The following is a 21053-nucleotide window of genomic DNA, read 5'->3' on the forward strand; positions in this document are numbered from 1 at the left end:
CCCCATCCAGGAGCCCCTCATGACTACACAAGCCGCCAAGAAACCCTCAGTCCTCTTCGTCTGTGTCCACAACGCCGGCCGGTCCCAGATGGCCGCAGCCTTCCTCACCACCCTTTCCGAGGGCGCCATCGAGGTTCGTTCCGCCGGATCCCAGCCCGCTGACAAAATCAACCCATCCGCGGTCGAAGCCATGGCCGAGGTCGGCATCGACATGTCCAGCGAGATCCCGAAGGTCCTCACTACCGAGGCAGTCAAGGAGTCCGACGTCGTCATCACCATGGGTTGCGGCGACGAGTGCCCGTACTTCCCCGGGAAGCGCTACGAGGACTGGGTCCTCGAAGACCCGGCCGGCAAGGGCGTGGAATCGGTCCGCCCGATCCGCGACGAGATCAAGTCCCGCATCGAAGGACTCATCGAGTCCCTGGCCCCCGCCGGCAAGTAACCCACCCGGGTATCGAGGAGACCGCCGGTGAGCACCGAACAGCTGATCATCCGCATTGCTCGCCCATCCCATTGCTGAAAGAGGACACCATGGATTCGCTGACGAACCTTCCGGTAGCCGTAATCGGTGCCGGACCCATCGGGCTGGCCGCCGCCGCGCACCTACTCGAACAAGGCCTGGAACCGGTTATCTTCGAGGCCGGGCCCGCCGCTGGTGCCGCTATTGAGCAGTGGCGCCACATCCGCCTGTTCTCCCCCTGGCGGTACAACATCGACGCCGCCGCAGCGCGGTTGTTGCAGTCCACCGGCTGGGAGATTCCACGGCCCACGGCGCTCCCTTACGGCGGCGAACTGATCGATGCGTACCTGACGCCGCTGGCCGCTATCCCAGCGATCAGTTCCCGCCTGCACACCGGCGCCCGGGTCACCGCGGTCACCCGCCAGGGAATGGATAAAACCCACACGAAGAATCGCGAGAACACGCCCTTCCTGGTCCGGGTCGAGCACGCTGATGGACAAACCAGTGACCACGTTGTCGCAGGGGTGATTGATGCCTCCGGCACGTGGTCCACGCCCAACCCGCTGGGCGTCTCCGGTCTGCCAGCCGTGGGTGAAGTTACTGCCGCCGGCCGGATCTCCTCTCCGCTGCCGGACGTCAAGGACAGGAACCGGCAGACTTTCGCCGGACGGCGCGTCCTGGTCATCGGAGCCGGCCATTCCGCGGCGAATACGTTGATCAGCCTCAGCGAACTGGCCAAGGACGAACCCGACACCCGGATCCTCTGGGCAATCCGCGGCGCCTCCGCACAAAAGGTCTACGGCGGTGGAGATTTGGATGGGCTGCCCGCCCGCGGCCAGCTCGGCTCACGGCTGCGTCGCCTCGTTGAAGCAGGAACCATCGAACTGCACACCGGCTTCGGCATCAAAGCACTTTCCGACGGAACAACCGGCGTCACCGTGGAGTCGGTGGACGGCCGCACAGTGCTGGCCCACGTCGTCGTGCCCTGCACCGGGTTCCGGCCCGACCTAAACATTCTGCAGGAGCTGCGCCTCGAACTGGACCCTGCAGTGGACGCACCGCGTGAGCTAGGCCCGCTCATCGACCCGGAATTCCATTCCTGTGGCACCGTCGCACCGCACGGCGCGAAGCTGCTGGCCCACCCCGATCAGGACTTCTACATCGTCGGCATGAAGTCCTATGGCCGGGCACCGACCTTCCTCCTGGCCACCGGCTACGAACAGGTGCGCTCCGTCGCTGCCGCGTTGGCCGGAGACCGGGAAGCCGCGGACACGGTGCACCTGGTACTGCCGGAGACGGGGGTCTGCTCCTCAGGCGCGGGCACCAGCTGCGACGCCCCGGCACCCGCTGTGGATACCGGATCTTCCTGCTGCGGGACGCCGGAACCGGTCCTCATCGGCATCCCGACCGGACTGGCTCACGGCCGCTCCGCGCCAGCACGGTGAACTGACCTCATAGGGCCCGGTGTAAGGCACCAGGCCCTATGAGGTAGCAAACCGAAAGGCCCGGTTACTGGTGGTTCGAACGGAGGTCCGCGAAGGTCTGCCCATTGTCGTTGGACACCTGGACGCTGTCTTCGGTGGCGATCCAGATCCGGAGGGCGGAGTCGTCGATCACTCGGACGGCGATCGCCGCTGCCTGTCCCGGAGCGGTTCCCCCTTCAACCCAGGTCAGGCCTGCGTCGTCGCTGGTGTATACGACACCGTCGGGGGTGATGCCTGCGGCGCGTCCCTCCGACAGTGCGGTGAGCATCAGGAGCGGTGCATCGGGAACCGCCGCCCACGTTGCGCCATTGTCGGTGGACCGCTGCAGCCCCTCCTCGGTGGTCGCCAACACAACGCTGTCCCGTGAGGTCGCCGCCAGGTTGAAGGCCTGGATCTGTTGCCCGACGGGTTCCCATGCCATCCCGTCTTCGCTGGTCCGCAGTTGGCCGTCGAACGCCACAATCCCGCCGTCGGTGGCGGCGAGCGCATGGAAGTCGGACTCCCCCTGTTCGGACAGCTCCTCCCAGGTCTTGCCCTGGTCGGTGGACCGGATCAGCCCAACGGGTTCGGGAAGGTCTGTGCCGGGACCCGGATGTCCGGACGCGTAGAACTCGCCGTTAGCTCCGGTGGTGAAGCCCATGAGGTCGATCACCGGTCCTATCCGGACCGCCGGCGACTGCGACACGTCGAACAGTCCGTCATGGGTAGCCAGAAGCACCCGGTTGGTGCCGGGGTCCACACTCATGCCGTGCACATGACCGGTCGGGTAATCCGGAGGAGTAGTGGACGTTTCGGCAGCCGGGTCTGCCGGTGAGCAGGCTGCCAGGGCCAGCACGGCGACGGCGATGGCAGCCGGGCGCGCGGCCCACCGTAGGCGCGGCTCAGGTGAGGTAAAGAGACGAGAGTGTTGGTGGAGGAGGCTGTGAGACACCGAAAATTCCTTAGTACTGGGGGAGGAAGGGAGGGCCGGCGTCCGGCCCTCCCTGAGAATCATGCTGCCTGTCGCATCAGAGCTCGCCGAGCAGCTGTTCCATTTCCTCGATCTCGGCCTCCTGGGCCTCAACGATCGCCTCGGCCAGCGCTATAGCGTCCGGGTTCTCACCGTTCTCGATTTCTTCCTGCGCCATGGCGACAGCACCGTTGTGGTGGGCGGTCATGGACTCGAGGAACATCCGGGCTGCCTCTTCGCCCTCTGCGGCTTCAAGCTCAGCCATCTGGTCCTCGCTCATCATCCCGTCCATGCCTCCGCCCATGGAGCCCATGTCGTGGCCCTCCATGGATTCGACCGCCACGGGTTCGCCCCACGCTTCCAGCCAGCCGGTCATGGTTTCAATCTCAGGCGCCTGCGCTTCCTTGATCCTGGTTGCCAGGTCGGTCACTTCGGCGCTGACGTCTTCTTTGGCGAGCATGACATCGCTCATCTCGACGGCCTGTTGGTGGTGGGGAATCATCATCTGGGCGAACATGACATCCGCCTCGTTGTGCTCCTCGGAGACGGAACTGCTGGGTGACGAGTTTCCGGCTGAGCCTTCGGATGGCGTAGCTCCGGCGGATGCCGGCGCATCGCTCACCGGGGCTCCGGTGTCCGTATCGCCGCCACACCCTGCAAGGGCGACGACGGCGGCAACGCTGAGGGCAGCAAGGGAAAGGTAACGCTTCATTGGAATCTGATCCTTTTGTTCATTGGGGTGCTGGAAACGCCCCGGTGAGGGGCATGACTTTGCCGAGTGCGGCCCCGTTAACGAGGGCAGACGGCGGGGCACCGGGATCAGACACGGCTGATACAGAGCCGGATCAGTGATGGCGTTGGTATGGCGAGCGGTCGAAGGACAATCCGGGGTGGGCCCCGCAGCAGCACTGCGCCGGGCACGGCCCTTCCTGCCGGGAGCAGGAGCGCCAGCGCCGTGACAACCAGCAGCGCCAGGACGCACAGCCCCAGCGCCATCCCGTCGTCCCCGCAGGTGCCGGCGCAGCCGTGCGTGGAATCGCCGGTATCGGATCCGCTGCCGGCGACCGAGGCACTCGACGGCGCTACAGCATGCCCGCTCTCGCCAGCGCCGGAAAGTTCGGTGACCATCACGGCGGCCGGGGCCGGCGGCGTTGCGCCGCGCGCTGTGGGTCCGTGACCGCCCATCCAGACATGCATGGCGAGAATTCCGACGATCACGGCGCTGATCCCGAGGAAGCTCACGACGGCGCGCGGAGACCCGAGGAGTGCTCTCGCCTGAATGTTGCCGCTCACCGTTATGCCTTTCTTCTCAGTTCCCATGGTACGAACCACCGGCGCCCTCCTCCAATTCTGGAAGACGCCGGCCGCCCGTCAGGTGGTGATTCGCTCAGGGCTTAGGTCGATCCTGCGCAGGAGCTGCGCGTTCAGCGCAACCACGATTGTCGATACGCTCATCAACACCGCGCCCGCAGCCGGTGAAAGCACGAATCCGGCGAAGGCGAGCACGCCTGCCGCCAACGGGACTGCGAGGATGTTGTACCCGGTAGCCCACACCAGGTTCTGGATCATCTTCCGATAACTGGCCCTGGACAGGTCGATCATCGCCAGCACCGAGCGGGGATCATTTCCGGCGAGCACGACGCCGGCAGACTCCATGGCGACGTCGGTGCCGGCTCCGATCGCGATCCCTACTTCCGAGCGGGCCAGCGCGGGGGCATCGTTCACCCCGTCCCCCACCATCGCCACCTTCAGGCCGCGCGACTGCAGCTCGGCAACCTTGGAGTCCTTGTCCTGCGGCAGCACGTCGGCGAAGACCTCATCGATCCCCAGCTCGGCGCCGACAGCATCGGCGACCTGGCGTGCGTCGCCGGTAATCATGGCAACCTTCACTCCGCGGGCCTGCAGGGCTTTGACGGCTGCGCGGGACTCGTCACGCACGCGGTCCTCGAGACGCATGGCGCCGATGATTGCGCCGTCCCGGACTACGTGCAGCACCGAAGCTCCGCGGTTCACCCATTCCTTGATGGCGCCGGCCATGTCCGACGGCGTTTGCAGGTCCAGTTCCTTGAGCATGTTCGGCCCACCCACGGCAACCTCGGAACCATCCACCGTTGCCCGGACCCCGCGTCCGGTCATGGAAGAGAACCCGCTGCCGCGGTAGGCGAACCGTGCAGCGTCCGGGTTATCAGCCGCTGCCTGGACGATGGCCCGTGCGACCGGGTGCTCGCTGTCGGATTCGGCGGCCGCAGCCAGAGCCAGCATCTCCGCCTCTTCAACTCCGCCGGTCGTGGCGGCAGCCGTCACAGCGTGGCGCCCTTCGGTCAGCGTGCCGGTCTTGTCGAACAGGACGACGTCGATGGTCCTCATCCGCTCCAAGGCCATCCGGTTCTTGATCAGCACCCCGCCTTTGGCCGCGCGCTCAGTAGAGATCGCAATCACCAGCGGGATTGCCAGCCCGAGGGCATGGGGGCAGGCAATCACGAGCACCGTCACGGTGCGGATCACCGCATCATTCGGGCTTCCCAGCAGCAACCAGGCAATGAAGGTGAGAATGCCGGCGATCAGGGCGAAGTAGAAGAGCAGGGCTGCTGCACGGTCGGCGAGCGCCTGCGCCCTGGACGAAGACGCCTGCGCCTCGGCCACCAGTCGCTGAATGCCCGCCAGGGTGGTGTCGGAGCCGACGGCGGTGACCCTCACCCGCACTGCGTTGTCGGTCGCCACCGTGCCCGCAACCACCGTTTCGCCGACAGCGCGGGAAACGGTCCGCGACTCACCAGTGATCATCGACTCGTCGAACTCCGCCGCACCGTCGACAATCTCGCCATCCGCTGGAACCCGGGCCCCCGAGCGGACCAGTACGACGTCGTCACGCGCCAGGGCGCTCACCGGCACTGATTCGATGCCGGTGTCGGTGACCTTGTCCGCCTCATCCGGCAGCAGTGCAGCCAACGCGTCAAGGGCTCCCGCAGCTGAGCCGAGCGCACGCATCTCCATCCAGTGGCCCAGCAGCATGATGACCACCAGCAGGGCCAGTTCCCACCAGAAATCGAGGTTGAAATTCCCGATACCGAGGGTCGTGATCCAGGACGCGACGAATGCGACGCTGATCGCCATCGCGATCAACAGCATCATGCCCGGCTGGCGGGATTTCAGTTCGGTGATGCCGCCCTTGAGGAACGGTGCACCTCCATAGATGAAGATGACGGTGCCCAGGATCGGCGAGATCCACGTTGAACCGGGAAACTCCGGCGGCGTGTAACCGACGATCATTGCGAACATATGGCTGAACAGGACAACCGGAACAGTCAGGATCAGGCTGATCCAGAACCTGTTCTTGAACATTGCGGTGGAGTGCCCGGCATGCTGACCATGCTCGTGCACCTCATGGTTAGCGTCCGTGCTCCCTGGAGGGGCACCGTGGCCTTCGTGCTGGTCGGCGTCCAGTGCCGAGGCCGGCTCACTTGTGGGCATGGCCTGGCCGTGGGTGTCGGAATCTCCGGTGTCGGAGTTTCCAGTGCCGGCATTGGCTGGACCGTGTGTCTGGTGTTTCATGATGATTCTCCTTCGGTCTCACGGGATCGAGATCCCGGACCTGGAAAAGTCAGGCGTTGATGAGCTGATAGCCGGCCTGTTCCACGGCGGAGCGTACTGCTTCCGCAGGAACGGGCTGGTTGCTGAGGACGGTGACCGTTGAGGCCCCGCCCGACACGAGGTCGATCCGTACGTCCTTGACCTCGCCGATGGCGCTGATGGCTGAGGTGACCCGGGACGCGCAGGACCCACACGTCATGCCGGTCACGGCGAAATTGGCGGTGACGTCGTCGGCCGCGGCAGGAACGGACTGTTCCGGGGTCTCCTGGGTCGCGCAGCACGCGCAGCCGGAGGACGACTTGTCAGTCAGCGTCAGATCAGAAGAAGTTGTGCCGCACATAGGAATCTCCAAACAGGAAGGGTGGTTATTTGAGAATCGGCGACTGCACGAACCAGTGACTATCGAGCCCGGCTACAGGCGCCTTCGAAAGACCTTCAAGGAGTAAGCGTCCCACTCGTGGGCTCGGACTTCCCGCTCTGGTAACACCGAGGATATACCCCCTAGGGGTATGCGTCAAGGCCAACGAGATTCACACGACTTCCCTCAACGCGGGTGCGGAAGGCCGAAACGCACTGCCTTGAGTGTGCGCTTCGGCCTCCTGCAAGGCCCCCTAACCCATTGATGCCAGCAGCTCCTCGCACGCCTTCTCGCAACGGCGGCATGCTTCGGCGCAGATCCGGCAATGGTCGTGCATGCCGGCATGCTGCTCGCACTCATCAGCGCAGGCCTTGCATGCTGTACGGCAGGCCTCAAGCACGGCGCGGGTGAGGTTCGCGTCGTACCCGGTGTGGCGGGCCAGGATGTTGCCGGTGGTCGCGCAAAGATCAGCGCAGTCCAGGTTGGTTCTGATGCACTTCGTCAGCTCGGCTACCATGTCCTCACTGAGGCACGCGTCTGCGCACGCCGAGCAGGTCTGGGCACATTCAAAGCAGGCCTGGATGCACTCGGCAAGCTTCTCCTTGTCGACTCCTCCAAGGTCCTTCGGGTAGGCATCGAGCATGGACGTCACGTGGTGTGTCATTGGTTTCTCCTCATTTTGGTTTGTTTGGTGCACGTCACTGATGCGCACCTGAGACGAGTCGGTGCGCGCGGAGGAGGAGATTTATGTCCGACTGATCGACAGGGCAGTCAGTGACGGAGTCAGGTGGTCGCGTTTTTCCAGCGCGGGAACGAACATGCCGGGCGGTGGCTGCCCGGCATCAAAAGCCCTCAATGGGGCTTTCAGTGTGGAAAGTGCAGCGCTCTGCTCGATGGGCAAAGCCCGCTGTGTCGCTGTGACAGCGTCCGGAGTGCCGGACTGCTGATAACAGCACGCCTTCGTTAACGGCGAGCCCGTTGGCGCGGACAGGTCCGCGGAGACCGAGCTCATCCCCGCCGCGGCAGCGCCATGGTCCATCTGCAGGCACAACGCTGCAGCAGCGGAGGTTGTGAACGCGACCAGGAGCGAGAAGGTCAGCACTGCCTGCACCATCATGCGTATGACGGCGGCCGTTCTACGATGTGCCGGGCCTGAGATCGCGCTGCCTTCCGGTCTGCTGAGCGGTTTCCAACCCACCCTAGCGAAAGCTAAGCATACTGACCAGCATGTAGATGGAGCCGACGACGGCTGGGGACGAGCCTTAGTCTGGGGAAGGCTTCGACGTCGCCGGCTCCACTGACAACTCTAGGAAAACTACCTACTCCAAACACGAGTAGCAGGTACCCGATTCGCAGCGCGTGGGGTACTCAGCCGATACTCGAAGAATCGGCCCCCGGCAGCTCATCCCGCCGCGTGATTCCGAGCTTCGCGAAGATTCGGTACAGGTGCCCTTCAACAGTCCGGACGGAGACGCCCTGCGCTTCGGCGATCTCCCGGTTGGAGTAGCCCTTCCCGGCCAGCCGGGCAATGTCCATCTCGCGCTGCGTGAGCTTTGACGTGGAGCGCACTTCCTCGAACTGCGGGCTCTGCAGACCCTCGAGCTGTCCGACAATCGTGTTCAGCCGCTGCTGCACCGTCCGGGACTTGTGCTCCTCCCCGCGCTGGGACAGATATTTCACGGCCTTGCCCAGGCACTCGGCGGCAATCAGCAGGTAGCCGCAGGACTGCGCCAGGTCGGCGGCGTCGATCAACGCGGCCGGGTCCTTGTGCGCGGCAGCGCGGGCCATCGCCGTCAGCACTGCGCCTTCCGGCCCTTCGAAGGAGGAAGTGATCCGCGCCATCGCTTCGAAGCAGCGCTCGTCTCCCAGCCTGCCGGCAAGTTCAAGCGCGACGGCGGCAAGTACGGTCATGCCGTCAGCTTCAGCCTGCTTCGCCAGCACGTGCAGTTCCTCGATGCTCCGGGCCGCCCCATGGAACAGTGCGTTGGCGGCGACCACGTGGACCGTGCCGAGGAGCCGCGCCTGCCGGGTGCCGATGCCCGCGGTGGCCTCGAACTCCGACGCGTACCCGCGGGCACGCCCGGTGTCCCCCACCATGGTGCATGCAAATGCCGCCAGGCCCAGGGCCATCGGCATGAGCTGGTTCGAGTCGGATTCCCGCAGTCCCTCCACGCCGAGAATCAACGCGGTACGCGCGCTTCCCATCAGGCCCTTGCGGAGCGCGATGAGCCCTTCGGACAGCTCGATGATGCCCGTGAAAGCCTGGGGGCCGCTAGCCTTGCTCCGGACCATTGTGTCCAGCAGTTCCTCGATCTCGTCCCACAGCCCGGCATGCGCCATGGAGACGAAATGGCGGGTGATGACGAACTCAGAGTGCCCCACGAACTTGTGCCCGTGTTCCTCGATGATCTGCAGCGCCTCAGCGGTGGCACGCGTACCCTCAAGGGCTCTACCGGTGGAGCCGAGGGCCTCCCCCAACAGCGCGAGGCCTCCGAGCCGAACCTCATCGGTGCAGAACTGATCGACAAGCACCCCCCGCAGGATGACCTCCGCATCCCGGAACCTGCCCTCGTAATTCAGGGCAAAGCTTTCCAGGATGCGGTAGCCGTTGCGGGAAACCCCGATACCGGCCTGCACCTTCGGATCATCCGGTGCCCCACGAGTCGCTGAAATCCGGTCGACAATCTTTTCCCAGCGCACGACGTCGGCCCGGATCGCCTCGGGCGCGTTCTGTTCGTGCACCCGCAGCATCGCGGATAGCAGCGAAGCTTCCTTGGTGAGGGTGAGGGTGGTGGCCTCGTCGAGCACTTCGTCGACGATCTCGCGGGCGTACGCAAGGTTCCCGCGGGTCAGCTGCGCGCGCGCAATTTCCACGAGCGCGCCTCCGCGGAGCGCCGGAGTATGCACGGCGCGCGCCGCACGGAGAGCGAAGTCGGCGTCATGCAAGCGGTTGGCGACCACAGCAGCGCGCAGCAGCGTCTTGTCCTCCGGCGGCATTCCGCAGTCAAGCCCCCACGTCACGAAGCGCAGGAAGCCGTCGGCGGTCGTGGAGTCCTGATCCAGAACCTCCAGCACCTTCCGGCGGATTGAAAGGCTGCGCCCTGCGGGCACGTCCTGGCGGATCACCTCCCCGTAGAGGGGGTGGCTGAGAGTGACCAGCCGTTCCCGGTCACCCGCCACCGTAATCAGGCCGTCTTCCTGCAGCGCCGTGGCGGCCGCGCCGTCGGAGCAGCGCACCAGGGCGTCGAGCGGCATGGGTTCGGCGAGCGCGAGCGTCTCGAGCACAGCCATTTCCTCCTGCGTCCGCCGCCGGAACCGGACCTTGATCAGATCCACGAGGCTGACATCCAGCGGCGGCGCTGGACCGACCAGGCGCCACACCTTGTTCCGCACGCCCAGGTAGCCGGAGCGCTTCCCCTGCCGCAGGAGGGCCAGCAGGAACATGGGGTTCCCGCCGGACATCTGGGCCAGGGTTGAACTGACGCTCGCCAGCACGTCTCCGCCGAGTTCCCGCCGGCAGAGCTCATGCACCTCCCCGTGGTTGAGTGGCCGCACCTCGTAGCGGCGCAGAAGACCGTCCTGATGCATTGCGCCAAATTCCGACGTCGGACCGGGCGCATTGCGCGCCAGGGCCAGCACGTGCGCCCGCCTACCCGCAATCAGCTGGGAGAGCAGCACGCTGGTGCTGTCATCGAGTTCATGGGAATCGTCCACCAGGAACAGCGGCATCTTTTTGCTGCCGCTGGAGCTCGATTCCAGGTGCGCCATGATGCTGCGGTACACCGCAACGGAGGATCCGACGTCGTTGATTGACAGGGAGTGCAGATACGGCGAGAGCGCCCCGAAGGGCACTTTCCGCAGTGACGGGCTGGCGGAGATCGGCAGCACGGCAACGCTGCCGTCCAGTTCCCTGGCAACGGCTTTGGCGAGCGCGGTCTTGCCGACGCCGGCCTCCCCCACCAGGATGGCGCCGAGGTACTGGGTCCCGGTCAGCGCCGAAGCGATCTCTTCAATGAGATCTTGGCGGCCCACCAGCTCCTGGCCGCCTTCAGTATGTTCCCCCATAAGCCGGCTATTCCAGCAGCAGAGCGAGTTGGCTGCGTGAGGACACTCCGAGTTTCGAGTAGAGCCGGTAGACGTGGCCTTCGATGGTCCGCACCGAAACGCACATGACCTCGGCAATGTCACGGTTGGTGCGGCCCTGGGCCACCAGCACCGCGATGTTGCGTTCCCGGTCGGTCAGCGAGTCCAGTGCGCCGCGGCGTCCCGCAACCCCTGGAGCTCCGACGTCGCGCAGCACTTTCTCTGCCTCCGCGACGGTGACCTGTTCACCGCTGTCCTGGGCCAGTTGGGCTGCCAGCCGCGCAGCATCTGCGGCCAGCCGGTAGTTGCCGAGTTCCAACGCCTTCTGCGCGGCGAGCAGGAGCTGGTGCGTGTCCTTCGAGGCGATTCCCTTCCCATAGAGCGCGCAGACCTCCGCGAACGGCCCCTGCGAGGCGAGGGCTGAGGAGACCAGCCGGTCGGCTGCCGATTCGAGTCCCAGCTGCACGCTCTGGCACAGGAACATCAGTTCGTGGCCGTGGTTGCCCATGGCGCGGTCCTCGTCGGCGAGCTGCAGCATCCGTTCAGCCACTTCGATGGGCGCCTTGGTGGCGATGGTTGCCAGCGTCGCGAAGTACTCGGCAGCTCGTCCGGTGTGCCAGGAGAGCCGTTCGATCCGGTGTTCGGCGCGTTGCAGGTGCTCCTGCGACGCGCGGGCCTCACCCGCCAGAGCGTAGGCGTAGGCGGTGGTCGCCTCGGCAACGGGAAGGGTGTGCTGCCGGTCCCGGACGCGCATCTGGCTGAGCGCCGGGAGCAGCTTGTCCAACGCCTCGGACCCGCGGCCCGCGTACGCCAGCAGGCAGCCCTCGGCGAACTCGGAGGCTGAGCCGTCGTAGGCACTTTCCTTTCCGTGATTTGACGGCGACGCCGCCATCTCGATGCACTCCTGCCACCGGCCGGAGAGGACCATGAGCTTGAAGAGCCGTGCGACGGCGGCCTCCTGCAGGAGCGTGTCGCTGCCGCTGTCCATCAGCCGGGACAGTACCGACGAGACCAACCGGATGGCGTCGTCCTGCCGTCCGGTCATGGCAAGCGCTTCGGCAAGCCAGCCCACCATTGCCTGGTTCTGTTGTTCCCACGCGTGGTCGGTGAGGAGGTCTTCGGATTCCTCCAGGAGCTCGGCATACCGGCCGTTGTAGACAGCGAGCTCGGCCGCCAGCTCATCGGCTTCCCGGACCAGGCTTGCGACATCCTCAGAGGCGGCATGCACCGAGAGCCGCTCCCGAACTTCGGCAAGCAGCGGGTCAGCCTCCGCGTACCGTACGGTGCTCCGCATGAGCAGCCGGCACTGCAGCAGCCGAACTTCCACCCAGTCTTCAAGGTCGGGTGCGGCGTGTGTCTTGAGGAACTGGTCGAGGACCGTGAGGCCGCCGGCGAGGTCTCCCTCGACGCCCATTGCCTTTGCTTCCTCGAGAACAGCCTGCGGGAACGCGGAGTAGTTGGGGATGGCGTGGATGAACCGGAGGGCGAGGGCTCCCTGACGGTGCCGGTTGGCGAGGCAGGCCGCGTTGATGAGGCTTTCGGCGCCGATCTCCGCACCGGAGTCGATACACCAGGAGGCGAAGGTCATGCGGGCGATCGAGGGGATGTCCCACTGCCGGGCTTCGAGTGCGAGGGCGCGCATCAGTTCGCGTCCCCGGCCCAGCGGCACCTGGGTGCGGACCACTTCGCTTACGAGCCCGTTGGCAACCCGCACCAGGGGAACCTCCCGGCGCTCGATGAAAATGAGCTTTTTCTGCTGCAGCGCATCGACGGCTGACGACTGGACGAAGCGCAGCAGGAAATCGAGCGGGATCGCTCCGACGATCGAGATCAGCTCCAGCGCCTCGCGTTCGCCGTCGGGCATCCGACGCAGGCGGACCATGATCCAGTCGGTCATCGACCGCCGCGTCTTGGGTGCCGAAAGCGGTTGAGCCACCCACACGCCGTCGCGCTCCAGCATTTCACCGGAGTCGACCTGCTCACGGGTGAGGGCCTGGAGGAAGAGTGGGTTGCCGCCGGTCGTGTGCCACATGCTGGCGGCAGCTGAGCGGGACACCGGGGCATCGAGAGCAGCGGACAGTAGCTGCGTGGTCGAGGCGAGTCCGAGCGGCGCAACGTCGATGCGGCGCAGCGCCCCGTCCTTCCAGAGGTCCCCGAACTCCTCCGGTGAGGCGTCGATCGACTGGCAGATAGCGATGAGCTTGACCGCGTTCACGCGCACCAGGTGGGTCAGGGCCATGGCGGAGGAGCTGTCGAGTTCCTCCAGATTGTCAGCCAGAATCAGGGTCTGCCGGCCGTCGTCGCGCCGTTGGTAGAGCTCCTGGAGTCCGCGCAGCAGCATCAGGGGGTTGTCCACGATCGCGTCGTCGAGATCGCTGAGAACAAAGCTGAGGGCGCCGTAAGGCATTTTTGATGCGAGTGCTGAGCCGCGGACGTATACGAGTTCAAACGAGTCTTCGAGTTGGCGCGCCATGCGCTGTGCCAGGGCGGTCTTGCCCACCCCCGACGGGCCGGTGAGGATTACACCGCGGCAGCTGCTGTCCAGCAGGGCATCGCGGATGTCCTCGAGTTCCGTATCGCGGCCCACCATCGGCCACTCACCGTGGACGTTCAGCATCGCCACGTCCCTCTTCGAGCCATCCGGCCTGGTGGCCATACGGTATCGATCGGCGGTGTCAACAGGTCATTGTTCACACCGGACATCACGCATTTACTCATTATGTCCGCCCCAACACGTCGTGCGCTAGGCCACTAGACTACGCCGGATCAGGCGATAAGGCACCCATTATTTCCTTGATCGCTCAACGAAGCCGGACTGCGCCGAATCCGGGCACAAAAAGGGACCGACGTTGGGATGGGGGTGGCCCAGTCTCAGAGGCCGCCCAACGTCGGCCCCCGCTTTTGGGGCCATCAGGCCATGCAGTCCTGTTCAGAACTGCGGATTCAGTTTACCGCTATTTACCTGCAGAATGAAACTTCTGCTGGGTGGTCAGCAAACCGTCGAGGACAACGCTTTCGACGGCGTCAGCCGCCTCCTCCAACAGGATGGGGAGGTCCTTCTTCTCGGTGGTGCTGAAGTCGCGAAGCACGTAGTCGGCTGCTTCCTGCCGGCCCGGCGGGCGGCCCACTCCGACGCGCACCCGCAGGTAATCCTTGGTGCCGAGCGCCTTGGAAATGTCGCGGAGGCCGTTGTGGCCGCCTTCTCCCCCACCGATCTTCAGCTTGATCGTATTGAAGGGGATGTCGATCTCGTCGTGCACCGCCACCACATGGTCCGGCTCGATCCCGTAGAACTTCGCCAACTGCGAAACGGGCCCGCCCGTGAGGTTCATGTAGGTGAGCGGCTTGGCCAAGACCAGGCGCGGCCCGCCGATTCCCAGACGGCCTTCGAGTACGACGGCGTGTGCTTTCGAAGTGCCGAACTTGCCACCCAGCCGCGCACCGAGCACGTCGAGGACCATCTGGCCCACGTTGTGCCGGTTGCCGGAATAGCCGGGCCCGGGGTTTCCGAGCCCGGCTATTAGCCAGGTGTTGTCAGACACCGAGGGGGTACTACTTTTCGACGACTTCCGGAGCCACATCGCCGGTAGCTTCCTCGGTGGTGGCTTCGCCGCCGTCGGAGTCAACGCCGGTCTCGGTTGCGGTCTCGCCAAGGTCCTCGACAACCGGCGAGGAAACGTTGATGATCAGCGTCTCTCCATCGGTCAGCAGGGTGGTGCCCTTGGGGAGGCGGATGTCCGAGGCGTAGACGTGGTCGCCCACGCCGTGGCCGTCGAGGTTGACGGTGAGGGACTCGGGCAGGTGGGTTGCGTCGGCTTCAACCGACACGGTGGTCTGCTCGAGGTTGGTGACAACGCCCGGCTTGGGTTCGCCCTCAACGTGGATGTTGACCTCAACGGTGACCTTCTCGCCGCTGCGCACGGTCAGCAGGTCGAGATGCTCGACGATCTGCTTGAGCGGGTTGCGCTGGACGTCCTTGGCAAGCGCGAGGTGCGCTTCGCCGTCGACGTCAATGCTGAGGAGCGCGTTGGCGTGCCGGACTGCCAGAGTGGTGGCCTTGGCGGGCAGCAGCACGTGGATGGGGTCGGCGCCGTGACCGTAGATGACGGCGGGGATCTTATTGGCGCGGCGTGCCTGGCGGGCAGCGCCCTTACCGAAATCGGTGCGCAGTTCTGCGGCGATCTTCTGCTCGGACATGATGTCTCCTGAATGTGTGTGGTCTTCCGGGCGTACCGTGCGATTGACGAAAGCCCAGCACCATCCCTGCGCAGCGTGTGCGCGTACTTCAGGAAAGCCGCCAGCCACCGTCGATAACGGAGAGGATTCTGGAATTACCAGCCTCTCCCTCGCCTAGGCATCGCAGACCATCTTACCGCATGCAGAAACATACGTAGTTCCGGCGCCGGCGGCAGGTAGGCTCAGTACACAGTCTCGTACACTGCTGCCGGCGACTCTCCGCGCCCGGTTAGGACCTGTCAGGAATTGGGGCCATGACAACGGATACTCCGTTTCGCATTCTTGCTGTGTGCACCGGCAATGTCTGCCGATCTCCGATGGTGGAGCGCCTGCTGCAGAGCGCGTTCGAGAGAATCGCTCCCGGCGAGTTCGAGATTTCAAGTGCGGGCACTGGCGCCCTGGTGGACTACCCCATGGACGCGCAGGTGGCCGGCTTTGTACACGTGTTCGACGGCGACTCCGAGAACTTCCGTGCCCGCCAGCTGGAGGAACGCATTTTGGAGGGCAAGGACCTGGTCCTCGCCCTGACCCGCGAGCACCGCGGCCGCGTGATCGAGATGGCGCCGTCACTGCTGCGCAAGACCTTCACCCTGCGCGAATTCGCCCGTCTCATCGACACCCTGGAAGGTGACCCGTCCCTCGACGGCCCGCACCGCTGGCGCGCGATCCTGCCGAAGGTGGTGCGTGCACGCACCGTGCACCCGTCGGACCCGAGCCACGACGATGTGGTGGACCCCTACCGCCGCGACGACTCGGTCTACCAGCAGATGGTCCGCGAGCTGGTGCCGGCCGTGAAGACGCTGGTGGACTGGGAATACAACCACCGGTGACAGCGCAACCCCCTATGTCATTACGACGACGGCGCTTCCTCACCGCGCTGCTGGCCACTTATCTGCTGGTGCTCTCACTGATTGCATTCTGGCCGTCTCCCGTCGACGAGGGCGCCTCAAGTTTCATCGTTCGAGTTCTGCGCTTCCTGCACCGGCACGGCGCACCTGGCTGGTTCGACTACAGCCTCATCGAGTCGGGCGCCAACGTGCTGCTTTTCATCCCATTCGGAATTTTGGTGGCTGCGTTTCTGCCGCTGCGGCGGGCGTGGCTTGCATTGCCTGCGGGCATTTTGGCATCGATGTGTATCGAGCTGGGTCAGGAACTCTTCCGCCCCGAGCGAGTAGCGACACCGCGGGATGTACTGGCTAACGCTTTCGGTACAGCGATCGGCACAGTGGTCGTGTATGGCTGGGCATACCGTAACGACGATGACCTGGAACGGTGCTGAATCGCGTTCACGCAAAGCCTCCCGGTATCCTCTACTAGAACACCCGCGTCCATGAGGCGATTAGTCAGCCGGCGGGGAATCACCGGGGAGTTTTGGGGGAAGGGTTACTTATGCGCATTTCCGTAATCGGATGCGGCTACCTTGGCGCCGTCCACGCAGCGTCTATGGCGAAGCTTGGCCACGAAGTAGTCGGCATTGATGTTGATCCGAAAAAGATCGACGAGCTCTCTGTGGGGCATGCCCCCTTCTTCGAACCCGGGTTACCCGACCTCCTGCAGGCTTCGCTGGATTCCGGTCGGCTGAAGTTCAGCACAAGCATGGCTGACGCCGCGGGCTCCGCGGTGCACTTCATCTGTGTCGGGACTCCTCAGCGAAAAGGCGAATATGCCGCCGACCTACGCTACGTCGACGCCGCCTTCGCCGGCCTTGCCCCACACCTCAGCGCGGGTGACGTGGTGGTTGGTAAATCCACCGTTCCGGTTGGTACGGCATCGCGCCTTGCGGACGAATACATGGAAACGGCACCCGAAGCGATCCTCGCCTGGAATCCAGAGTTCCTGCGCGAGGGTCACGCAGTCAAGGACACGCTTCACCCTGATCGATTTGTGTACGGCGTCCCGGAAGGTGCCGCGGGTGAGCGAGCTGCTAAGGCCTTGGACGAGGTCTACGCGGCGTCCTTGTCCGAGGGCACTCCTCGTCTGGTCATGGATTACTCGACTGCCGAACTGGTAAAAACGGCAGCGAACAGCTTCCTTGCAACCAAGATTTCCTTCATTAACGCAATGGCGGAGCTGTGTGAGGCCGCCGGTGCCGACGTCACCCTGCTGGCGGACGCGATCGGCATGGACGATCGCATTGGTCGCAAGTTCCTCAACGCCGGCATCGGTTTCGGCGGCGGTTGTTTACCGAAGGATATTCGCGCTTTCATGGCACGTGCGGGCGAGCTGGGCGCTGACCAGGCCCTCACCTTCCTCCGTGAAGTCGATGCGATCAACATGCGTCGGCGCTCGCGGACGGTCGAGTTAACTCGCGTTCTCTGTGGCGGTTCGCTGATTGGCAAGCGCATCACCGTGCTCGGAGCCGCTTTCAAACCGAATAGCGACGATGTACGCGACTCTCCTGCCCTGAGCATTGCAGCACAGCTTCAACTGCAAGGCGCCGATGTGACGGTTACAGATCCGGAAGCAATCGACAACGCCCGCCGCAGGTTCCCGGAGCTACATTTCGAACGTAACGTTGAGGCTGCCCTCAGCGGCGCTCACGCTGTGCTCTTGCTGACTGAATGGCCAGAGTTTGTCAATCTGGATCCGAAGGCTGCCGGAACTACAGTAGCGGATCGTAATGTCCTTGATGGACGAAATGCGCTCGAAAAAACGCGATGGCAAGAGAGCGGCTGGAATTACAAAGGAATGGGGCGCTAACTTTAGGTCTCACTGAGATTGTGAACGCGGCTGATGGGGGTTTTGCCTCCGATGCCGGTATGGGTTCGGTGATGATTGTAGTGGTGTAATCAGTTCTTGTAGGAGGCGGCGCGTTCGGTTTCTGAGATGCAGGGCCGAGCATAGGCCCACTCGGACGCGAGCGTGCGGTTGAAGCGTTCTCTTTGCCGTTGGTTGCGGCCGGTAGGGGGCGGGTCTGGCGGTGCTTGATCTGCGAGCCCAGGGCAGCGGTGAATGCTCGAGAGCGGTAGCAGGCTCCGTTGTCGGTGAGCACGGCTTTGACTGTGATTCCGTGCGCGGCGAAGAACGCGACCGCCCGCAACCAGAACGCGGCAGCAGTTTCCTTCTTCTCATCGCCGAGTATTTCCGAGTACGCCAGCCGTGAATGGTCACCGACCGCGTAGCGAAGGTAGGCGTACCCGGTTCCGGGACGCCGGTTTCGGCGGCCGGCGGCATGTCCTAGCGACCCGCCGCAGCACCGCTACCGGTTGGTTGCACCGGGTGGTTGCGCTCGGGGTTGATGAACACGTCTAGTCTCATACCGGGGGTGCCCCATTCCGAGATGGTCACCGGGATTGTGGACTACACCCTCGATGCAGACAGGGTCGTGCATGCGAGACGGCTCGACCTGGTTGAGGGCCGCTCCAGGAAGGCCTACGCGGACTGGCTCAAAGATGCAAGGAGATGGCTTCCCCGCCGGGATCAAGGCAACGGCGTTGGGCCGATCCAAGGGTACGCCAAATACCATCCGGGACGAACCCTCCGACAATGAAAAGCGCAATCCTGGCTACTCCTACACGAACGGCGTCTCCAACGGGCCCACCGAAGCGATCAACGGCGTCATAAAAAGCACCCGAAGAGTACCCCGCGCCATCCTGGCAAATAGGGTGAGTTGGTACCGGTAGTCCGGCTATTTGGTACTTTGATTCCGGCGAGTTGGTACTGCCTCTTGTGTTCGGGGTGCTGTGGGTGGGGCGGCGCGCTGGGCGTCGTCTCTTCCTATGTGAAGGGGCAGTATGGCCGACTACAAGGTGATCATGACGCTGGCGATCGCCGGACACAGTTATGACGAGATCGTTGCCGCTGCGAGGTGCTCCCGCCGTGAGGTGGCGTCGGTGAAGAAGACCATTGCCGCTTATGGCTTCACCGCAGGGCAGGTGAGCTCGATGACTCCGGCGGAGATAGCCGGGTTGTTTCCCGATGGCCGTAAGCAGGTCTCGGAAAGGTTACGCGCAGCCGAATTTCGGTCCTGTGCTGGCGGCGATGAAAGCGAACCGGCACTTCACCGTCCAGCAGGCGTGGGGTAAGTACCTCGCTTCCGAGACGGGAGGGGGCGGAAAGAAGTATGGATACTCGCAGTACTGCGCTTTGTTCGCCGAGCATGCCCGTGTGAAGGATGTTGTGGCGACTCTGCGTCATGAGCCGGGTCGGGCGATGCTGGTGGACTGGGCCGGGGACGCACTCGAGGTGGTGGACGCGGTCACCGGTGAGGTGACCAGGCTTTATCTGTTTGTCGCGGTGCTGTCGTATTCCGGGGCGGTGTTCTGCCGGGGATTCACTGATATGAAGTCCCCGGCGTGGATCGCCGCTCACGTGGCCGCGTTCGAGTTCTTCGGCGGTGGCCCGCAACTGGTCGTCCCCGACAACCTACGACGGCCACTCATCGTCAGAAGCAGGGCGACGCAGCCCGTGTGGTCAACGCCAGGTATCAGCAGTTGGCGGATCACTACTCAACAGGGATTATCCCTGCCCTGGTGCGCAAACCCCGCGACAAGGCTGCCGTGGAATCAGCGGTGCAGGTGATCAACAAGCGTGTGATTGGCTATCTGGCCGAAGAAGTCTAGACTGTCGTCGATGACCTCAACGCCGCGATCGCGGACCGGCTTGTCGAGATCAACGAGAAGATCCGGCGTGCCGATGGCAGCACCCGGTGGGAACGATTCGCGGCGGAGGAAGCCCACCTGCTGCATCCTCTTCCGGCCGAGGGGTTCGACACCGTGGAGTGGAAGCAGCTGAAGGTCGGGCGGAATTATCACGTCAGCTGCGACTCAGCATTACTCGGTGCCCTACACATCTATGCCGGGCAGCTGTTACGGGTGCGCATCACGTCAACGACGGTGACAGTGTTCGACGGGGACCAGGTCCTTTGCCAACATCTGCGCCGGCAGGGCCGGAAGGGACAGTATTCCACCGAGGCGGCCCATGCCCCCGAGCAGCAACAGAACATCGACGGGCTGTGGTCCAGACAGTGGTTCCTGGATCGGGCTAGGGGCTTCGGCCCGGCCATCGGGAAGGTCATCGAGCAGACTCTTGACCGGCACGCGATAGAGGCACAGGCGTATCTGGATTGCCAGAACATTCTGGAGACCCTGAGTAAACGCAACAAGCAGCGCCTGGAAGCCGCCTTCCAGGTGTTGCTCAACAATGGGCAGGACGTCGGCAGTTACAGCACGATCAAGCGGATCATGGCCACCATCGATTCCGATAGCAAACGGCAGAAACCCCCAATACCGGCGGCGGTCACACAAAAACCGGTTAGCGGCGCCGGCAGCGCGGTGCATGTGCGCTCCGCTGCCCACTACCAGCTCGGCGGGCAGGGGGCAGGAGCCTGATGTTCACCAGCATTGACCACGAAAAGTTCCGTGCCCTGCGCATCGCTCACCTGGCGACCCGGTTCGAGGAGCTGATCACCGACTAAGCCTTGATCCACCGATTGGCTGTTGATTGTGATTGGTTTCCGGGACGCGACGGAGTTCTGGTTCTTGGGCAGGGCTGATCGTGCGGCCTTGCTGCCGGTGTTGTTCCACTGGTGTTCCTGATCGGGCCGTTTTTGCGGCCTGTGGTTGTTTCTTACGTCGCGGCGGGTGGTGCGTGGACGCTGGTGAAGAGTTTTTGCCATGCTTCCTGCCAAGGCCAGGCTTGGGGCAGGTGCAGGCGTATTTTCCGGGCGCTGGTGGCGATTCTGGCTGGGATGTTGATGAGTTTGCGGCGGATCGTTGCGGTGCGGGCTTTCTCGAACGGTCCGGCGGCGAGGATTCCGGCGGTTCGTGTGAGGTTGTAAGCCATGACCGCGGCCACGAGCCAGGCTGAGTTCGCAGTGCGGCCGTATGGTTTTGTGAGACAGCTTGTTAGGAGCCCTCACTTAGATGCCCGAGCGTAAGAAGTACACGCAGA

20 protein-coding genes and 2 pseudogenes are annotated in these 21053 nt (G+C 64.2%); 8 read left to right on the plus strand and 14 right to left on the minus strand.

Going from position 1 to position 21053, the window contains the following annotated elements; translation table 11 throughout:
- Positions 1 to 19: 19 nt before the first annotated feature.
- Together Q0877_RS02635 and Q0877_RS02640 are read left to right on the plus strand one after the other, a co-directional pair.
- Positions 20 to 442 (plus strand): arsenate reductase ArsC, encoded by a 423-nt coding sequence (locus Q0877_RS02635; protein WP_299165544.1) that lies wholly within the window; start codon positions 20 to 22, stop codon positions 440 to 442.
- Between the two features lie 89 nt (positions 443 to 531).
- On the plus strand, positions 532 to 1905 hold the full coding sequence (locus Q0877_RS02640) for an NAD(P)-binding domain-containing protein (protein WP_299165545.1): 1374 nt from the start codon (positions 532 to 534) through the stop codon (positions 1903 to 1905).
- Positions 1906 to 1969: 64 nt separating this feature from the next.
- On the opposite strand, the gene Q0877_RS02645 is transcribed toward Q0877_RS02640, so the two are convergent.
- The 11 genes from Q0877_RS02645 to Q0877_RS02695 form a co-directional block, all read right to left on the minus strand.
- Positions 1970 to 2875 carry a F510_1955 family glycosylhydrolase gene (locus tag Q0877_RS02645; protein ID WP_367182111.1) on the minus strand — a complete coding sequence of 302 codons (906 nt, stop codon included), beginning with the start codon at positions 2873 to 2875 and terminating at the stop codon, positions 1970 to 1972.
- Between the two features lie 76 nt (positions 2876 to 2951).
- Entirely contained in the window at positions 2952 to 3605 is a 654-nt protein-coding gene (locus tag Q0877_RS02650; RefSeq protein ID WP_299165546.1) for a DUF305 domain-containing protein, read from the minus strand.
- Positions 3606 to 3712: 107 nt separating this feature from the next.
- Positions 3713 to 4186, minus strand: coding sequence for a hypothetical protein (locus Q0877_RS02655; protein WP_299165547.1), 474 nt, complete (start codon positions 4184 to 4186; stop codon positions 3713 to 3715).
- A 78-nt stretch (positions 4187 to 4264) separates the two neighbouring features.
- Positions 4265 to 6235 carry a heavy metal translocating P-type ATPase gene (locus Q0877_RS02660; protein ID WP_299165590.1) on the minus strand — a complete coding sequence of 657 codons (1971 nt, stop codon included), beginning with the start codon at positions 6233 to 6235 and terminating at the stop codon, positions 4265 to 4267.
- 259 nt (positions 6236 to 6494) lie between these two features.
- Positions 6495 to 6824, minus strand: a complete 330-nt coding sequence (locus Q0877_RS02665; RefSeq protein WP_299165548.1) for a heavy-metal-associated domain-containing protein — start codon at positions 6822 to 6824, stop codon at positions 6495 to 6497.
- Positions 6825 to 7095: 271 nt separating this feature from the next.
- The gene (locus Q0877_RS02670) at positions 7096 to 7506 is read right to left on the minus strand and encodes a four-helix bundle copper-binding protein (protein WP_299165549.1); all 411 of its coding nucleotides are present in this window, start codon (positions 7504 to 7506) and stop codon (positions 7096 to 7098) included.
- A gap of 81 nt (positions 7507 to 7587) precedes the next feature.
- Positions 7588 to 7959, minus strand: a complete 372-nt coding sequence (locus tag Q0877_RS02675) for a hypothetical protein (RefSeq protein WP_299165550.1) — start codon at positions 7957 to 7959, stop codon at positions 7588 to 7590.
- A 251-nt stretch (positions 7960 to 8210) separates the two neighbouring features.
- Positions 8211 to 10907: a helix-turn-helix transcriptional regulator gene (locus Q0877_RS02680; RefSeq protein ID WP_299165551.1), complete on the minus strand. Its 2697-nt coding sequence runs from the start codon at positions 10905 to 10907 to the stop codon at positions 8211 to 8213.
- Positions 10908 to 10914: 7 nt separating this feature from the next.
- Complete coding sequence (locus tag Q0877_RS02685; protein WP_299165552.1) at positions 10915 to 13581, minus strand: LuxR C-terminal-related transcriptional regulator; 2667 nt, start codon at positions 13579 to 13581, stop codon at positions 10915 to 10917.
- Positions 13582 to 13879: 298 nt separating this feature from the next.
- Positions 13880 to 14467 carry an aminoacyl-tRNA hydrolase gene (pth, locus tag Q0877_RS02690; RefSeq protein WP_299165554.1) on the minus strand — a complete coding sequence of 196 codons (588 nt, stop codon included), beginning with the start codon at positions 14465 to 14467 and terminating at the stop codon, positions 13880 to 13882.
- 10 nt (positions 14468 to 14477) lie between these two features.
- Entirely contained in the window at positions 14478 to 15122 is a 645-nt protein-coding gene (locus tag Q0877_RS02695; RefSeq protein WP_299165555.1) for a 50S ribosomal protein L25/general stress protein Ctc, read from the minus strand.
- Positions 15123 to 15415: 293 nt separating this feature from the next.
- On the opposite strand from Q0877_RS02695, the gene Q0877_RS02700 reads away from it, so the two are divergent.
- From Q0877_RS02700 to Q0877_RS02710, 3 genes are all read left to right on the plus strand, one after another.
- The gene (locus Q0877_RS02700; protein WP_299165556.1) at positions 15416 to 15991 is read left to right on the plus strand and encodes a low molecular weight phosphatase family protein; all 576 of its coding nucleotides are present in this window, start codon (positions 15416 to 15418) and stop codon (positions 15989 to 15991) included.
- Positions 15988 to 16440: a VanZ family protein gene (locus Q0877_RS02705; RefSeq protein WP_299165557.1), complete on the plus strand. Its 453-nt coding sequence runs from the start codon at positions 15988 to 15990 to the stop codon at positions 16438 to 16440. The genes Q0877_RS02700 and Q0877_RS02705 overlap by 4 nt, the downstream gene beginning before the upstream one ends.
- A gap of 110 nt (positions 16441 to 16550) precedes the next feature.
- Positions 16551 to 17861 (plus strand): UDP-glucose/GDP-mannose dehydrogenase family protein, encoded by a 1311-nt coding sequence (locus tag Q0877_RS02710; protein WP_299165591.1) that lies wholly within the window; start codon positions 16551 to 16553, stop codon positions 17859 to 17861.
- Between the two features lie 2 nt (positions 17862 to 17863).
- Here Q0877_RS02710 and Q0877_RS02715 read toward each other — a convergent pair.
- A pseudogene (locus Q0877_RS02715) lies at positions 17864 to 18342 on the minus strand (integrase core domain-containing protein); the annotation flags it as partial.
- Between the two features lie 553 nt (positions 18343 to 18895).
- Between Q0877_RS02715 and Q0877_RS02720 the strand changes: the two are divergent.
- Together Q0877_RS02720 and Q0877_RS02725 are read left to right on the plus strand one after the other, a co-directional pair.
- Positions 18896 to 19186 carry a hypothetical protein gene (locus tag Q0877_RS02720; protein ID WP_299165558.1) on the plus strand — a complete coding sequence of 97 codons (291 nt, stop codon included), beginning with the start codon at positions 18896 to 18898 and terminating at the stop codon, positions 19184 to 19186.
- Positions 19143 to 19682, plus strand: coding sequence for a DDE-type integrase/transposase/recombinase (locus tag Q0877_RS02725; protein ID WP_299165559.1), 540 nt, complete (start codon positions 19143 to 19145; stop codon positions 19680 to 19682). Before Q0877_RS02720 ends, Q0877_RS02725 begins: the two co-directional genes overlap by 44 nt.
- On the opposite strand, the gene Q0877_RS02730 is transcribed toward Q0877_RS02725, so the two are convergent.
- The gene (locus Q0877_RS02730; protein WP_299165560.1) at positions 19667 to 19840 is read right to left on the minus strand and encodes a hypothetical protein; all 174 of its coding nucleotides are present in this window, start codon (positions 19838 to 19840) and stop codon (positions 19667 to 19669) included. The genes Q0877_RS02725 and Q0877_RS02730 overlap by 16 nt on opposite strands.
- Positions 19841 to 19876: 36 nt before the next feature.
- Here Q0877_RS02730 and Q0877_RS02735 point away from each other — a divergent pair, with 36 nt between their 5' ends.
- Positions 19877 to 20491: a Mu transposase domain-containing protein gene (locus Q0877_RS02735; protein WP_299165561.1), complete on the plus strand. Its 615-nt coding sequence runs from the start codon at positions 19877 to 19879 to the stop codon at positions 20489 to 20491.
- Positions 20492 to 20729: 238 nt separating this feature from the next.
- Here Q0877_RS02735 and Q0877_RS02740 read toward each other — a convergent pair.
- Positions 20730 to 20978, minus strand: a pseudogene (locus Q0877_RS02740) (transposase); the annotation flags it as partial.
- Between the last annotated feature and the right edge of the window lie 75 nt (positions 20979 to 21053).

It is taken from the genome of uncultured Arthrobacter sp. (genome assembly GCF_947495145.1).
Classification (GTDB): domain Bacteria; phylum Actinomycetota; class Actinomycetes; order Actinomycetales; family Micrococcaceae; genus Arthrobacter_D.

Coding starts and splice junctions, on each gene's coding strand:
- Q0877_RS02635 (WP_299165544.1), top strand. CDS start 20: ATGACTACACAAGCCGCCAAGAAACCCTCAGTCCTCTTCGTCTGTGTC.
- Q0877_RS02640 (WP_299165545.1), top strand. CDS start 532: ATGGATTCGCTGACGAACCTTCCGGTAGCCGTAATCGGTGCCGGACCC.
- Q0877_RS02650 (WP_299165546.1), bottom strand. CDS start 3,605: ATGAAGCGTTACCTTTCCCTTGCTGCCCTCAGCGTTGCCGCCGTCGTC.
- Q0877_RS02660 (WP_299165590.1), bottom strand. CDS start 6,235: ATGTTCAAGAACAGGTTCTGGATCAGCCTGATCCTGACTGTTCCGGTT.
- Q0877_RS02665 (WP_299165548.1), bottom strand. CDS start 6,824: ATGTGCGGCACAACTTCTTCTGATCTGACGCTGACTGACAAGTCGTCC.
- Q0877_RS02670 (WP_299165549.1), bottom strand. CDS start 7,506: ATGACACACCACGTGACGTCCATGCTCGATGCCTACCCGAAGGACCTT.
- Q0877_RS02675 (WP_299165550.1), bottom strand. CDS start 7,959: ATGATGGTGCAGGCAGTGCTGACCTTCTCGCTCCTGGTCGCGTTCACA.
- Q0877_RS02680 (WP_299165551.1), bottom strand. CDS start 10,907: ATGGGGGAACATACTGAAGGCGGCCAGGAGCTGGTGGGCCGCCAAGAT.
- Q0877_RS02685 (WP_299165552.1), bottom strand. CDS start 13,581: ATGGCCACCAGGCCGGATGGCTCGAAGAGGGACGTGGCGATGCTGAAC.
- Q0877_RS02695 (WP_299165555.1), bottom strand. CDS start 15,122: ATGTCCGAGCAGAAGATCGCCGCAGAACTGCGCACCGATTTCGGTAAG.
- Q0877_RS02700 (WP_299165556.1), top strand. CDS start 15,416: ATGACAACGGATACTCCGTTTCGCATTCTTGCTGTGTGCACCGGCAAT.
- Q0877_RS02710 (WP_299165591.1), top strand. CDS start 16,551: ATGCGCATTTCCGTAATCGGATGCGGCTACCTTGGCGCCGTCCACGCA.
- Q0877_RS02720 (WP_299165558.1), top strand. CDS start 18,896: ATGGCCGACTACAAGGTGATCATGACGCTGGCGATCGCCGGACACAGT.
- Q0877_RS02725 (WP_299165559.1), top strand. CDS start 19,143: ATGAAAGCGAACCGGCACTTCACCGTCCAGCAGGCGTGGGGTAAGTAC.